Annotated in this window: 11 protein-coding genes; 8 read left to right on the plus strand and 3 right to left on the minus strand. The window is 74.3% G+C overall.

What is annotated here, in order from left to right:
• Positions 1–74: 74 nt before the first annotated feature.
• Entirely contained in the window at positions 75–1901 is a 1827-nt protein-coding gene (locus FGE12_RS22810) for an ELWxxDGT repeat protein (protein ID WP_153868688.1), read from the minus strand.
• Positions 1902–2006: 105 nt separating this feature from the next.
• Positions 2007–3113, minus strand: coding sequence for a DNA polymerase III subunit beta (gene dnaN / locus FGE12_RS22815; RefSeq protein WP_153868689.1), 1107 nt, complete (start codon positions 3111–3113; stop codon positions 2007–2009).
• Positions 3114–3401: 288 nt separating this feature from the next.
• Here dnaN and msrB point away from each other — a divergent pair, with 288 nt between their 5' ends.
• From msrB to FGE12_RS22835, 4 genes are all read left to right on the plus strand, one after another.
• A complete protein-coding gene (gene msrB, locus FGE12_RS22820; RefSeq protein ID WP_153868690.1) occupies positions 3402–3857 on the plus strand; it encodes a peptide-methionine (R)-S-oxide reductase MsrB in 456 nt (151 codons plus the stop codon).
• A 44-nt stretch (positions 3858–3901) separates the two neighbouring features.
• Positions 3902–4384: a DUF6748 domain-containing protein gene (locus tag FGE12_RS22825; RefSeq protein ID WP_153868691.1), complete on the plus strand. Its 483-nt coding sequence runs from the start codon at positions 3902–3904 to the stop codon at positions 4382–4384.
• 148 nt (positions 4385–4532) lie between these two features.
• A complete protein-coding gene (locus tag FGE12_RS22830) occupies positions 4533–7433 on the plus strand; it encodes an ATP-binding protein (RefSeq protein ID WP_153868692.1) in 2901 nt (966 codons plus the stop codon).
• Between the two features lie 129 nt (positions 7434–7562).
• On the plus strand, positions 7563–9011 hold the full coding sequence (locus tag FGE12_RS22835; protein WP_153868693.1) for a nitrogen regulation protein NR(II): 1449 nt from the start codon (positions 7563–7565) through the stop codon (positions 9009–9011).
• An 818-nt stretch (positions 9012–9829) separates the two neighbouring features.
• Here FGE12_RS22835 and FGE12_RS31035 read toward each other — a convergent pair.
• Entirely contained in the window at positions 9830–10765 is a 936-nt protein-coding gene (locus FGE12_RS31035) for a response regulator (RefSeq protein WP_153868694.1), read from the minus strand.
• 137 nt (positions 10766–10902) lie between these two features.
• Between FGE12_RS31035 and FGE12_RS22845 the strand changes: the two genes are divergently transcribed.
• From FGE12_RS22845 to FGE12_RS22860, 4 genes are all read left to right on the plus strand, one after another.
• A complete protein-coding gene (locus tag FGE12_RS22845) occupies positions 10903–11274 on the plus strand; it encodes a response regulator (RefSeq protein WP_153868695.1) in 372 nt (123 codons plus the stop codon).
• 34 nt (positions 11275–11308) lie between these two features.
• Entirely contained in the window at positions 11309–12922 is a 1614-nt protein-coding gene (locus FGE12_RS22850; RefSeq protein ID WP_153868696.1) for an ATP-binding protein, read from the plus strand.
• 180 nt (positions 12923–13102) lie between these two features.
• The gene (locus FGE12_RS22855; protein WP_153868697.1) at positions 13103–13822 is read left to right on the plus strand and encodes a B12-binding domain-containing protein; all 720 of its coding nucleotides are present in this window, start codon (positions 13103–13105) and stop codon (positions 13820–13822) included.
• Positions 13819–14535, plus strand: a complete 717-nt coding sequence (locus tag FGE12_RS22860; protein ID WP_153868698.1) for a hypothetical protein — start codon at positions 13819–13821, stop codon at positions 14533–14535. The genes FGE12_RS22855 and FGE12_RS22860 overlap by 4 nt, the downstream gene beginning before the upstream one ends.
• The last annotated feature ends 1 nt before the right edge of the window (position 14536 follow it).

Below are 14536 nucleotides of genomic sequence, written 5' to 3' on the forward strand. Positions count from 1 at the left end.
CGCCAGGCGCGATTGCACCCGGCGTCGGCGCCGCAGCCTGCGCTGCGCGTCACCGAGAGCCCGAGCCGTCGGGCTCAGCTCCGGCGCGCAGCGCGCCACCGCCCCCGGAGCACGAGCAGGCTCAGCGCTGCGAGCCAGGCCCCCGGCGAGCCCGCGGTGGACGCGCAGCCGGAGCCCGGGAGTGGGCCGCCGTCATCCAACGTGTCATCGCCGTACGGCATCCCCACGTACACGGTGACACGGAAGCTGCAGCTCGCCGTGTTCTTCACCGCATCCGTGGCGGTGACCACGACCTGCGTTGCGCCCTCGGGGAAGGTGCTCCCCGAGGCCTGCGAGTAGGTGAGGGTGACGGACTCGCCACTGTTGTCGCTCGCCTGCGCGGGCGGATAGTTCACGTTGATGTTCAGGGGCTGCGATGCGTTCACCGCCACGTCCGCGGGGCAGGTCAGCGTGGGCGGGATGGGATCGTGCACCTTCGCCATCGGAATGGCCCACGGCTCGTAGCCGCTCACGCCGTCCGTGGCGCGGAAGTAGAGCGTGTCGCCCGCGAGCGCGAAGTGGCTCGCGCCGCTGCTCTCGGGGCCGGGGCGCACGTCGGAGACCATGAAGGTGCCCTCGGGCGTCCCGTCGCTGCGCCACAGCTCCTGGCCGTGTACCCCGTCGTCGCCGCGGAACACGAGCAGCCCGTCGAGGATCTGGTAGCCGTAGAAGTTGTCCGCGGACACCGCGACGTCCTTCACGCGCACGGTGCCTGCCTGCGTGCCGTCACTGCGCCAGAGCGCCGTGCCACCAGCTGAGCCTGGTCCCACGAAGAGCACGCCGGCACCGTGCGCGATCAACCCACCGAAGATCGTGGGGCCGGCTCCGGGCAGGGTGTCCAGCAGCAGCACCGTGCTTTCTGGTGTGCCGTCCGTCCTCCAGAGCTGTCGCGCTTCAGCATCCCGGTGCCGAAGCATGAAGAAGACGCGGCTGCCCGAAGCGACGATGTCCTCCACGCCGTCGGTGAGGCAGTCGTCCCCGAAGACCTTCACGGGAACGGTGCCGAGCTCCGAACCATCGGTGCGCCACAGGCCGCACGCCCCTGTGCCGTCATCCGCAGCAAAGTAGAGCGCGTTACCCACTGCGACGGGCGCGGCCGAGTACGCCCCCACCCCATCGCCGTCGCTGCGGATGTCCTTCACGAGCCGGGTGCCGCCCGCGCTGCCATCGCTGCGCCAGAGCTCTCGTCCGTGGACGGAGTCCTCGGCCGTGAAGAACAGCGTACCGTTCAGGTCCCGCAGGAATCGGGGATCGGAGGTTTTCGCGCCAGGCCAGACGTCGACCACCAGGTGCGTTCCGTCCGTGGTGCCGTCCGACACCCAGGGCTCAGCGCCCGTGTCCGGGTCCGTGTGCACGAAGCCCAATTGGGTTCCGAAGCGCCGGAGGGAGAAGGCCCAGCCCTCGCCCTTGGGAGAGAGCGACTGCACGAGCTCTGGGGACTCGGCGTCCTCCGAGATTTTCCAGAGCCCGAGCGCACTCGTCGGGCCGGCGAAGAAGTACAGCGCATCACCCAGCACTGCGGGCTCGTCACCGAGGGTGTCCGCAGTGTCATCCGTGAAGTCCTTCACGAGGCGCGTTCCCTGCTCCGTCCCGTCGCTGCGCCAGAGCGCCGGGCCGCTCACGCCGTCGTCCGCGCGCAGGAACAGCGTGTGCCCCAGCGCGTGCAGGTGGAAGTAGGGCTTGAGCCGCTCGGGCAGGCCGTCGCCGGGCCCGGGGTTGAGGTCCTTCACCCGGTGCGCGAGCGGCGCGGGGGTGCCCAGCGCGGAGGACTTCCCGGCGAGCCGCGGTGCCTCGGGCTGCGGGCCACAGCTGCTCGCGCCTGCGAGCAGCGCCAGGGTGCTCCACTTCCACAGCGTCGACATGGGGTCCGCCCTCTTTCGGAGGACGCAGCCTACCCCGGAAAAAGCGAGAGGGCCTCTTTCCCGCGGAAAGGGCCCTCCTCCCTCACTCCCTCGTGAGAGGGGCGCTCAGACGCGCATCGGCATGACCACCGCGGTGAAGCTGCGGTCGCCGGGGCCGTGCAGCACGCCGGGGCTGTGCTCGTCGCCCAGCTCGAAGGCCACCTCGTCGGTGTCCGTCACGCTGAGCACGTCGATGAGGTAGCGGGCGTTGAAGCCGATGGTGATGTCCCCGCCGCGGTAGGCGACGTCCAGGTCGTCCTTCGCCTCGCCGAGGTCCGGGTTGTTCGCCGTGATCTTCAGCGTGTTCTCGCCCAGCCCGATGCGCACCGCGTAGCTCTTGTCCGCGGAGAGGAGCGCGATGCGCTTGAGCCCCTCGAGGAAGCGCACCTTGCTGATGAGGACCTTCTTCTCGCCCTCCTTGGGGATGACGCGCTGGTACTCGGGGAACTGCCCGTCGATGAGGCGCATCACCATGGTGAGGCCCGGCTTCTTGAAGAGGGCCGAGTTCTCGGCGAAGCCCAGGTGGCACTCGGCATCCGGGGCCTCGTCCAGCAGGCGCTTGAGCTCCATCAGGCCCTTGCGCGGGATGATGACGCCGCTCTTGAGCTTGAAGTCGCCGGTGAGCTCGCGCTCGATGAGGCTGAGGCGGTGGCCGTCCGTGGCCACCATGCGCACCTTGCCGCCCGCCTGCGGCTCGAAGAAGACGCCGTTGAGGATGTAGCGCGTCTCGTCGCTGGAGATGGCGAAGCTGGTCTTCTTGATCATCTCCAGCAGCGTGGCGCCGGGCACCTTCACCAGCGGCGCGTTCTCCTCACGCGGCAGCTTCGGGTACTCCTCGGGCGCCATGCCCACGATCTTGAAGTGGGCGCTGCCGCTCGCGATGTCCACGTAGTTGTTCGCGAGCTTCTTCAGCGTCACCTGCGCGTCCGGCAGGTTCTGCACGATGTCGAAGACGTACTTGGCGCTGAGCGTGACGGCGCCCGGCTTGGTGACCTCGGCCGGGTGCTCGCTCACGATGCCGATGTCCAGGTCGAAGGCCGTGACGGTGATGCCGCCCTTCTGCGCCGTGACCAGCACGTTCGCGAGGATGGGCATCGTCGTCTTGCGCTCCACGATGCCCTGGGCGCGGTAGAGGGCCTTCTTCAGCTCGTCGGCAGCGATGCGGAATTCCATAGCCCGGCGGGTGTAGCCCCATCGCGCCGGGGCGTCAATGAACCGGCCTGCCCTCCCTGCGGCGGCGCGAACAGCCCCGAAGTTCCCGGAACTCTTCTGGAACTCCTCCGGAACGCCCTGGGGTCCCTGGCCCTTGCGCGCACGCCGCAGCGGGCAGGACGCCCGGCGCCCGCGTGCCTCGCCTCACCCACCGGCCAGGCGGGCGGGGCGGGGGTGCGAGAATGCACCGGCGGGCGCATGGTCGGGGGGATGGGGCGGGTTCACTCCCCCAGGGAGGAGCCTTCTGCCATGAGCCCGAGCCACACCGCGAGCTGCGCCCAGCTGGACCCATCCGCTTCTCCGGCCACGCCGCAGGCGCCGCACGGCGGCGACGAGCAGTGGCGCCGCCGCCTCAGCCCCGAGCAGTTCCGCGTGCTGCGCAAGAAGGGCACCGAGGGCGCCTTCACCGGCGCCTACTGGGACCACCACGCGCGCGGCACCTACCGCTGCGCGGGCTGCCACGCGCCGCTCTTCGGCTCCGAGGCGAAGTTCGACTCGGGCACGGGCTGGCCCAGCTTCACCGCGCCGCTCGCGCGCGAGCACGTGGAGGAGCGCTCGGACGAGTCGCTCTTCATGCGCCGCACGGAGGTCGCGTGCGCGGGCTGCGGCGGGCACCTGGGCCACGTGTTCCCGGACGGCCCCGCGCCCACGGGCCTGCGCTACTGCATCAACTCCGTGGCGCTGGACTTCGTGCCCGCGCCCTGAGGAGATGCCCGCTCCCCCCGCTGCTCCCGGGAGCCCCTCGCCCCATGACGCCGCTGCGCCGCGCCCTCTCCTGCCTCGCCCTCGCCTCCGCCCTCGCCGCCTGCCAGACCCCTGCCTCGAGCCCCGCGGCCCCGAGCCCCGCGGCCCCCGGCGCCGTGCACGCCGCGAGCGCTCCGGACGCCGGCGCGCAGGACGCAGCGCCCGCCGCCGCCCAGCGCCCCACCCACCCCACCGACGAGGCCGCGCGCATGCCCTCTGATGGCGCCCAGACCCTGCTGCTCAAGGACAGCGGCGTGCGCTGCATCACCTTCCCCTGCCCCAGCTACAGCGTGCAGGCGCCGGGCGAGAAGGAGCCCCGGGAGGTGCACGAGCTGGACCTCTCCGCGCTGGGCTCGGACGCGGAGCGCGAGGGGGTGCAGAAGGCGCTGCAGCAGGGCGTGCGCGTGGAGGGCACCCTCTCCGTGCGCCCCAAGGCGGGCCCCGCCGGCGACGCGACCGTGCTGCGCGTGACGCGCGTTCTGAAGTAACCCGGACACGCGCGGGCCCGGCTCTGTCGCGGGCGCGACGCTTGGGGCCGGGCAGCGGTGCAGGGCGGGGCGGCCGCCATGCGGGCGGGAGGCGAGCCGGTCATGCTCCGGGCCCTACCGGCGTCCGAGCTCCTCTCCGTCTCCGCGCATGCGCCCGTCCCCTCCGTCACTTCCGTCCGAAGAGACCTCCGCTGCCGTCCGGGAGCGCGAGCGCGCGTCCGGTCTGCCCGAAGAGCTGCGCGGCCTGCAGGGGCTGCTCGGCGCCCTGGACGGCGCGGGGCTCGCCTACTTCGACGCCGAGGGGCGCCACCGCTACGTGAGCGGCCCCTACGCCGCGCTGCTGGGCGCGGGCGCCGCGGCGCCGCCGGCATCCGACGCCCACCGCGCGCCCCCGCCCGCCGAGGAGCTCGTGCGGGCGCTCGCCGGCGCGGCCGATGCGCTCTCCGCCTCGCTGGACCTGCGCGCCACGCTCGCGGCGATCGGCGCGCTGGCAGTGCCCGCGCTCGCGGACTGGTGCGCGGTGGACGTGCTCGCGGACGACGGGCGCCTCGAGCGGCTCGAGGTGGCGCACGCCGACCCCGAGCGCGCGCACCTCGCCGCGCGCGTGCGGGCGCTCGCGCCCGTGGACGTAGGCGGCGCAGGCGGCGCCACGGGGCCCGGCGGCGTGGGGCACGCGGTGGACCCGGGGCACGCCGGAGCCGACGGGCGGCGAGCACCGCCGGCGCACGCGGTGCAGATGCACGCAGTGCAGGTCGTCGAGGACTTCGCGCCGCTGCTGGAGCGCGCGCTGCGCGAGGGGACGCTGGAGCCCGGGAGCGAGCGCGCGCAGCTGCTCTCGGCGCTCGCGCCGCGCTCGCTGCTGGTGGCGCCGCTGCTCAGCCGGGGCCGGCGCCTGGGCGCGCTCACGCTGCTGACGAACGCGGCGAGCGGGCGCCGCTACGGCCCTCGGGACGTGGCGCTGGGCGAGGCGCTGGCGCGGCGGGTGGCGCTCGCGCTGGACAACGCGCTGCTGCACCGCGCGGCGCAGGAGGCGCGCGAGCGCATCGAGCGGCTGCAGGCGGTGACGGCGGCGCTCTCGGAGGCGGCGAGCCCCGCGGAGGTGGCGGACGTCATCGCGAGCCAGGGCACGCTCGCGCTGGGCGCGGACGCGGGCGTGGTGATGGTGCTCTCGGGAGACGGGCGCGAGCTGCGGCTCGCGAGCGCGCGCGGCTACCCCGCCGAGGCGCTCGCGCGCTGGGGGCACCTGCCGCTGGAGCTCTCGCACCCGCTCACGGACGCGGTGCGCGCAGGCGACCCCACGCGCGTGGTGCAGCTGCCCACGCTGCTCGAGCGCGACCGGCGCTACCCGCACCTCGCCGCAGGCCCCCGCGTGCCGCACGAGGCGCTCGCCGCGGTGGCGCTGCGCGCAGGCGGCCGGGTGATGGGCGTGGTGGGGCTCTCCTTCCTCGGCCCCCGCGCGCTGCAGGCTCCCGAGCGCGAGCTGCTGCTCGCGCTCGCGCGCCAGGGTGGCCAGGCGCTGGAGCGCGCGCGCCTGTACGAGGCGGAGCGGCGCGCGCGGCGCGAGGCGCAGGAGGCGCTGCGGGCCGGCGAGGTCGCGCGCGCGCAGCTCGCGGCGAGCGAGGCGCGCTTCCGGCGCGTGGTGGACAGCGGGATGCTGGGCATCTGCTTCTGGGATGCGAGCGGGCGGGTGACGGACGCGAACGCGGTGTTCCTCTCGCTCGTGGGCCGCAGCCGCCAGGAGCTGGGGCTGCTGCGCCTGGACGCGCTCTTCCCCGAGCCGCTCGCGCACGAGGAGCTGGAGCGGCGCGGCGTGCACGCGCCCTACGAGACGGAGCTCGCGCGCGCGGACGGCGCGCGGGTGCCGGTGCTGATGGGCGGGGCGCGGCTCTCGCCCGGCGGCGCGGGCGTCTCCTTCGTGCTGGACGTGACCGAGCGCCACCGCGCCGAGGCCGAGCGCGCGGACACGCTGAGCCTGCTGGGCTCGCTGCTGGCCACCGCGCCCGTGGGGCTGTGCTTCGTGGACCGCTCGCTGCGCTTCACGCACGTGAACGAGAGCCTCGCCGCGCTCACCCACGCGCCGGTGGAGGCGCACCTCGGGCGCAGCGTCTCGGACGTGGCGCCCGCGGCGCTCGCGCTCGCGCTGCAGGGGAGCTTTCGCCGGGTGTTCGCGGAAGGGGTGGCGCTGCCGGAGCAGGAGCTGGCGGCGCCGCGCGCGGACGGCAGCCCCGGCCACTTCCAGGCCAGCTTCTACCCGGTGCTGGACCGCACGGGGCAGGTGGCGCTGGCGGGCGCGGTGCTGGTGGACCTCACCGAGCGCAAGCACGCGGAGGAGCAGCTGGAGGAGGCGGCGGAGTTCCGCGAGCGCTTCCTGGGCATCGTGAGCCACGACCTGCGCACGCCCCTGCAGGCGAGCATGCTCGCGGCGAGCCTGCTGCTGCGCGCGGAGGACCTGCCGGAGCGCCACCAGAAGCTCGCGCGCCGCATCGCCACGAGCACCGAGCGCATGGGGCGGATGATCTCCGAGCTGCTCGACTTCACGCGCTCGCGCCTGGGCGGCGGCATCCCGGTGGAGCGGCGCGCGGTGGACCTGGCGGGCCTGTGCCAGGAGGTGCTGGACGAGGTGGGGCTGGGCGCGGGCGAGGGGCAGCTGCAGCTCATCTTGGAGGGCAACGAGGGCGAGGGCCCCTGCACGGGCGAGTGGGACCCGGGCCGCATCGCGCAGGTGGTGCAGAACCTGGTGACCAACGCGCTGAAGCACGGCGCGCCGGGGGCCCCCGTCACGCTGCGCCTGGTGGGCGAGGCCGAGGGGGTGCGCCTGAGCGTGCACAACCGCGGCGCCCCCATCCCGCCCACCCTGCTGCCCGAGCTCTTCAACCCCTTCCGCCGCGGCGCGCGCCGCAGCGCCGCCAGCGGCGCGAGCGAGGGGCTGGGGCTGGGGCTGTACATCGCGCGCGCGGTGCTCGCCGCCCACGGGGGCCACATCGAGGCCCACTCGAGCGCCGAGGAGGGCACCACCTTCCAGGTGTACCTGCCCCGTGGGCCAGGGTGAGCGTCCGCGCGAGGACAGTAGAGTGCGTCCAGAGGGTCGGCGCTCCCGGATCTCCCGGCTAGCCTGCACCCCCGCGCGCGGGCCCTCGGCACCGCGACCTCCCGCCGGTGAGGCACACATGAGGTGTGGATGAGCGAGCGCCGTTCGCGTCCGGGCCGCAAGGGCAGCGTGCACCGCTGGCGCACGCGCAGCCCCGACTCCGGGCACGACTCGAGCCCGGACGCGCTGCCGGCGGCCGCTCCGCGCGAGGCGCCTCCGGCCGCGGACGGGGGCGCTGCACCCGAGCGCGTCCCTGCGCCTGGCCGTGCTGCGGCAAAGCGCAGCGCTTCGGCAGACCGCAGCGCTTCGGCAGACCGCAGGGCTTCGACAGAGCGCAGCGCTTCGGCAGACCGCAGGGCTTCGACAGAGCGCAGCGCCGCACCTGCGCGCGCGGCCGGGGAGGAGCGCGGGAGCTCGGCCGCAGGCGCGGCGAGCGCAGCCCCCGCGCAGCTCGCCGGGCTGCTCGCGGACAGTGTCGCGGATGCGCTCTTCATGCTGGATGCGCGCGGGCACGTGACGTGGATGAACGCCTCCGCCGAGCGGCTCTTCGGCTGGCGCCACGCGGAGCTCGCCGGGCGCACGCTGCACGAGGCAGTGCACGCGCGGCGTCCGGACGGGCGCCCCTTCCCCGCGCGCGAGTGCCCGCTGGGCCGCGTGGTGGTGACGGGCGAGACGGTGCAGCACCACGAGGACACCTTCTTCCACCGCGACGGCACGCCCGTGCCGGTGCTCTGCAGCAACGCGCCGGTGCGGGTGGACGGGCAGCTCGCGGGGGCGGCGCTCTCCATCCACGACCTGCGGCTGCGGCGCGCGGCGAGCGAGGCGGCGCGCCAGCGCGCCGCGCTCGAGCAGCAGCTGGTGGGCATCGTGAGCCACGACCTGCGCAACCCGCTCAACGCCATCGCGCTCTCGGTGCAGACGCTGCTGCGCCGCCCCGGAGCGCTCGAGCGCGAGCTGGGGCTGCTGCGGCGCATCTCGGACGCGGCGGCGCGCGCGAACCGGATGATCCACGGCCTGCTGGACTTCACGCAGGCGCGGCTCGGCGGTGCGCTGCCGGTGCACCCGCGCAGCTGCGACCTGCACGCGCTCGCGCGCCAGGGCGTGGAGGAGCTGCAGGCGGCGCATCCCGGTCGCACCCTGCAGCTGAGCTGCGAGGGAGATGCGCGCGGGCGCTGGGACCCGGACCGCCTGGGGCAGCTGGTGGGGAACCTGGTGGGCAACGCCCTGCAGTACAGCCCGGCGAGCGCGCCGGTGCGGGTGGTCACGCGCGCGCTGTCGGCAGAGGCGGGCGACGGCGTGGAGCTGAGCGTGCACAACACCGGCGAGCCCATCCCGGAGGCCCTGCTGCCCCACCTCTTCGAGCCGCTCACGCGCGGCGAGGGGGCCGCGCGCCGCAACGGCAGCATCGGGCTCGGGCTCTTCATCGTGCACCACATCGTGCAGGCGCACGGCGGGCGCATCGAGGTGCAGTCCACGCGCGAGGACGGCACCTGCTTCCGCGTGTGGCTGCCGCGCGAGGGTGCGAAGCCCGCGGCGTAGGCGTCATCTTGGCGCCTGGGCGAGCACGTCTCCCACGCTCGGAGGAGAAGCCGGACGGGACGGGCTCCTCTCGTGGGCGCCGAGCGCGCGCGGGCGTCGGCCTGCGCGGCGCTCCGGGGATTCGCAGGAGCAAACTCACGTGCGGCGGGAGCGACGAGGCCTCTCGCTCTTCACGCGCTTCGGTCACCGAAGTGCACGCGCGTGCGGGTTCGGCGGGGGCAGGTCCGTGCGCACCTGTTCTGAGATGTCGGGGGTTTTGCTGAACAATTTTCAGAGCTCGAGCGGTCCGCGGGCACAACGGGCGACCCCCGGAGGAAGCCTCACCGCGGGCCTCGGTCGGGCCCCTCGATGCGCAGACGGAGCGAGGCGCGCGCTACCCTGCGCTGCCCCGGGCGTCCGGGCGCAGGTGCGCAACCAGATTCAACGCTCCTTCTGGTGCGGACCTCGTCCCAGCCGCGAGGCCTCGAACCGGTAAGGCTTACCGGAAAACCCCCGACATCTCAGAACAGGAGCGCGCGACTCTGCTCCGGGAAGGGGTGCCCTTCGGGGGCGCAGCTCGGTGCGGTGCTGTGTACAAACCTCGGGACTTTCGAAATCTCCCGAGGTTTGTACACAGCAGCGCGCAGCACTCCATCCGACACCCCTCTCCTCTCCTGCGCTTCCCCGGAGCGCTGCGCAGGGCGGCGCCAGCGCGCGCTCGGCGCAGGCGACAGGTGCCCGTCCCGTGCCGGCTTCCCCACAGAGCCGATGCGCGCGGGGCACAGCGGGAGCGCACTTCCCTCACCCCGACCTTTTCCCAGCGGGAGAGGGAGCACGCGTCAGTGCAGGGTGGTGCTCGGGGTGGGCGCCTCGTGATCACTGCTGCGCCGGCCGCTGCTCCGGTGCGCCTCGGGCACTTCGATCAACGAGAGCCCCACGCCGCGCACGTGCCCGCCGTCGGTGAGCAGCGGGAAGTAGCTCGCCTGCACCTCGCGCACGGCGCCGGAGCCGGGTGGGTGCTCGAACGCGAGCGGCACGCCGCCCAGCGCGCGCCCCGTGGCGATGACGTGCTGCGCGTGCACCTGCAGGTAGGGCGCGAGCTCGGGCGCGAGCTGCGCGAGCGGCGCGCCGCCCAGCGCGCGCTCCTCCGCCACGTCCAGCAGCCGCGCGAGCGCGGGGTTGAGCTGCACCAGCCGCATGTCGGGCGAGAGCACGCCGAGCGCCACTGGCGCCGCGGAGACGAGCGCCCCGGCGAGCGCCGGCTCGCCGACGCCCACGTCCCCGTCCGTCTCCGTGCTGCCGCTGCCCACCGCTCCCACCGCGCGCTCCATCACGCTGCGCTCGCGATCGCGCAGCAGCGCCCGGTGCTCCTCGAGCCTTCGCGCCTGCAGGTAGAGGTCCACGAACACCGCCACCTTCGTGCGCAGGATGTCCGGGTCGTAGGGCTTCACGATGTAGTCGGCCGCGCCGCGCGCGTAGCCCTCGCGCACCAGGGCCTGCTCGCTGGAGAAGGCGGTGATGAAGAGCAGGGGCAGGTGGCGCGTGCGCTCGCGGGCGCGGATGAGCTTCGCCGTCTCGAAGCCGTCCAGCCCCGGCATCTGCACGTCCAGCAGCACGCAGGCGAAGTCCTCGCGCAGCAGCGCCGCGAGCGCCTCGCGGCCGCTCTGCGCGCGCACGAGGCGCTGGCCGAGCGGTTCCAGCACCGCCTCGAGCGCGAGCAGGTTCGCGGGAATGTCGTCCACGAGCAGCACGCTGGCCTGGGCCGGAGAGTCCATGCCCTTCAACCTAGTCAGCCTCGCAACGCGGGCTCCGCGCGCCTGCCCGGCTGCCCTCCGGCCGGAGGAGCCCCGTGCGGTTGAAGGTGCGACAAAGGCCACCGTCCGTGGGCGCAAGGGGGATAGACGCGACCCCCATGACTTCATCTCCCCCCCGCCCCATCCTCGTCGTCGAGGACGAGCACGACATCCGCGAGGCGGTGAGCGACCTGCTGCAGATGGAGGGCTACGCCGTGGAGACGGCGTGCAACGGCCAGGAGGCGCTCGAGCTGCTCGAGCGGCCGGCGGACCCCTGCCTCATCCTGCTGGACGTGATGATGCCGGTGATGGACGGGCACGCCTTCATGGCCCGCCTGCGGGCGCACGAGCGCCACGCGCGCATCCCGGTGGTCATCACCAGCGCGAGCCCCCAGGTGCCCGAGGGCGCGCGCGCGCACCTGCGCAAGCCCTACGAGCTGCACCGGCTGCTGGACGTGATCGCCGAGCACCGCACGGAGTCCCACACCTGAAGCCCGTCCTCGATGCTGGGGAAGCCGCCGCCCGATGAAGGACCTCGCCCACCAGAGCTCCGCCACCGTGCTGGTGGTGGATGACCAGGAGCCCAAGCGCTACGTCATCGCACGCGCGCTGCGGGCCGAGGGCTACCACGTGGTGGAGGCGGCGGGCGGCCGGGAGGCGCTGCGGCTCGCCCAGGGCGGCGAGCCGGGGCTCACCTTCGACCTCGTCGTGCTGGACGTGCACCTGCCGGACCTGGACGGCTTCGAGGTGCTCGCGCAGCTCAAGGCGCACCCGCTCACGCGCGCGCTGCCCGTGCTGCAGGTGTCCGCGAGCGCGATGGACCCGCACGAGCGCGTGCGGGGGCTGGAGAGCGGGGCCTCGGGCTACCTCGCGAGCCCGCACGACCCGGAGCTGGTGGCCACGGTGCGCGCGCTGCTGCGCGACCAGGGGCAGCGCACCGAGCGCGCGCGGGAGCTCGCGGCGGCCACGCGCGGGGCCCAGGTGGCGCAGGCGCGCGAGCAGCGCAGCCAGCAGCTCTTGCACGAGACCGAGGCGATCATCGAGAGCCTGCCGGACGGGGTCTTCGTGGGCACGCGCGAGGGGCTCACCCGGGTGAACAGCGTGGGCGCGCGCCTGCTGGGCTTCGACAGCCCGCGCCAGGCGCTGCTGGACCTGGACAGCCTGCGCCTGCGCCTGCACCCGCGCGACTGGGCGAGCGGCCAGCCCCTCGCGCCCGCGGAGCACCCCTTCGCGCTCGCGCTCGAGGGGGACACCTGCGTGCGCGAGTGCGTGCTGCGCAACGTGCGCACGGGCAAGGACCTGGTGGCGCGCGTCACCGCGGCGCCCATCCGCGAGGGCGACGAGGTGGTGGGCGCGGTGGCCACGCTCACGGACATCACCGAGGCGAAGCGCGCCGAGCGCGAGCTGCGCGACGCGGCGGAGTTCCGCGAGCGGCTGCTGGGCATCGTGAGCCACGACCTGCGTAACCCCCTGCAGGCCATCTCCATGAGCGCGCAGGTGCTGCTGCGCGGGGTGGAGGGGCCGGCCGGAGCCCTGCCCGAGCCGGCGCTGCGCGCGGCGGGGCGCATCGCGGCGAGCAGCGAGCGCATGGCGCGCATGATCAGCCAGCTGCTGGACTTCACCCGCGGGCGGCTCGGCGGGGGCATCCCCATCCAGCGCGAGCCCGCCGACCTGCTGCTCCTGTGCGAGCAGACGGTGCGCGAGCTGGAGCTGGGCCACCCCGGGCGCACGCTTCGCTACGAGGCGCGCTGCGACTGCCGCGGCGAGTGGGACCCGGGGCGCATCGCGCAGGTGCTCGGCAACCTGGTGGGCAACGCCCTGCGCTACAGCCCGCCCGAGGAGCCGGTGACCATCACGCTGGAGGGCACGGACACGGACGTGCTGCTCCGCGTGCACAACCGCGGGCCCGCCATCCCGCCCGCCCTGCAGCCCGAGCTCTTCGACGCCTTCCGCCGCGGCGCGGGCGGCGCCGGCAGTGGCACGGCGCGCAGCGAGGGCCTGGGCCTCGGGCTCTACATCGTTCGCCAGGTGGTGCTCGCGCACGGGGGCGCCATCGACCTGACCTCTTCCGAGCCCGAGGGCACCACCTTCCTCGTCACCCTGCCGCGCCACGCGCCGCCGGGCCCCTCCCAGGCCTAGCGACCGGGAGAGCGTCCACCACTGGACACATCCGGACTCCCTGTGCCGCCGTACCATCGCTCCGGGTGCGGGGGATGTTCACCCCCGGATGGCCCGGGGATGGAAAGCGATCCAGCCCCTCGTTAAACCACGCGTTTGCCGCACCATCCCGGAGCCCTCATCTCGTCCCTGCACCGTTCCATGTCCCCCTCATCCGAGCCCGACTCCGAGTTCGCCTCCGGCCCTGCTGCGTCCAGCGCCCCGTCTCCGCGTGACGCGCACGTGGCGGCGCTGCTCGAGCGCTACCTCGCGGCCCAGCTCAAGGGCCAGCGCCAGGAGGCGATGCGCCTGGTGCTCGAGGACGGCGTGGGCGCGGGCCTGAGCGTGGCGGACCTGCAGCTGCGGGTCATCGGCCCGGCGCAGCAGGAGATCGGCCGGCTCTGGCAGGAGAACCGCATCACGGTGGCGCAGGAGCACCTGGCCACGGCCATCAGCCAGCTGGTGCTCGCCCAGCTCTACCGCCACCTGCCGCGCGACCCGCCCAACGGCAAGCGCGTGACGGTGGCGTGCGTGGAGGGGGAGCTGCACGAGGTGGGCGCGCGCATGGCGAGCGACTTCCTGGAGATGAGCGGCTTCGACGTGGAGTTCCTCGGCGCCAACGTGCCCACCGACAGCCTGGTGCGGTGGGTGGAGGACGCGAAGCCGGACCTGCTCTGCCTCTCGGCCACCATGAGCTTCCACCTGGCGGCGCTGCAGGAGGCGATCGAGCGCGTGCGCACCATCGCGCCGCACCTGCCCATCGCGGTGGGCGGCCACGCCTTCGAGTGGGCGCGGGGGCTGGAGGACAAGCTCGGCGTCACCTTCTACGGCAAGGACGCGCGCGCGCTGGTGGCCGGCGCCTGCAAGGAGCTGGGCGTATGACGCCGCAGCCCGAGCTCGCGCGCCGCATCGAGGCGCGCACGCAGGCGCTCGCGTTCGAGAGCGTGCAGCCCTTCCACCAGGACCCCTTCTGGTACGCGCGCTACGGCGAGGCGCGCACGCGCAAGTTCGGCGACGAGGACGCCGTCTTCCACGTGCGCTACCTCGTGCAGGCGCTCGCCCAGGGCGCCCCCAGCGTGATGGAGGGCTACGCGCGCTGGCTGCGCACGCTGCTCGTCTCCCACGGCATGTGCACGCGCCACCTCGCCCAGCACTTCGCCTGGCTGCAGGAGGCGCTCGCGCGCGGAGGCCTGAGCACCCCCGAGGTGCGCACCGTGCTGGCGAGCGCCCACGAGGCGCTCGTCCACCGCGAGGGCAGCGCGGGCACACTCGCCTCGCAGGCGGACGCGCTCTCGCAGCGCGCCGCGCGCGCGCTGGGCCAGGCGGGGAGCACCCCGCTGCAGGCGGAGCTGGGCCTGCAGCTGTGCTACCTGGCGGACGCGCTCGCCCTCAAGCGCCCCGAGCTCTTCGTGCAGCACGCCCGCTTCTACGCCGGCTTCTGGCCGCGCCGCGCCCAGGCGCTGCCCGGCACCCTGACCTATCCGCAGGTGTTGCGCGCACTGCAGGACGCGCTAGACACGCTGCCCCCCGCCCCCCTCGCCGAGGCCCGCCCGCTGCTGGCCCAGGCGCTGGACGCGGTGCAGAGGACCCCCTGAC

The organism is Aggregicoccus sp. 17bor-14, assembly GCF_009659535.1.
GTDB lineage: Bacteria > Myxococcota > Myxococcia > Myxococcales > Myxococcaceae > Aggregicoccus.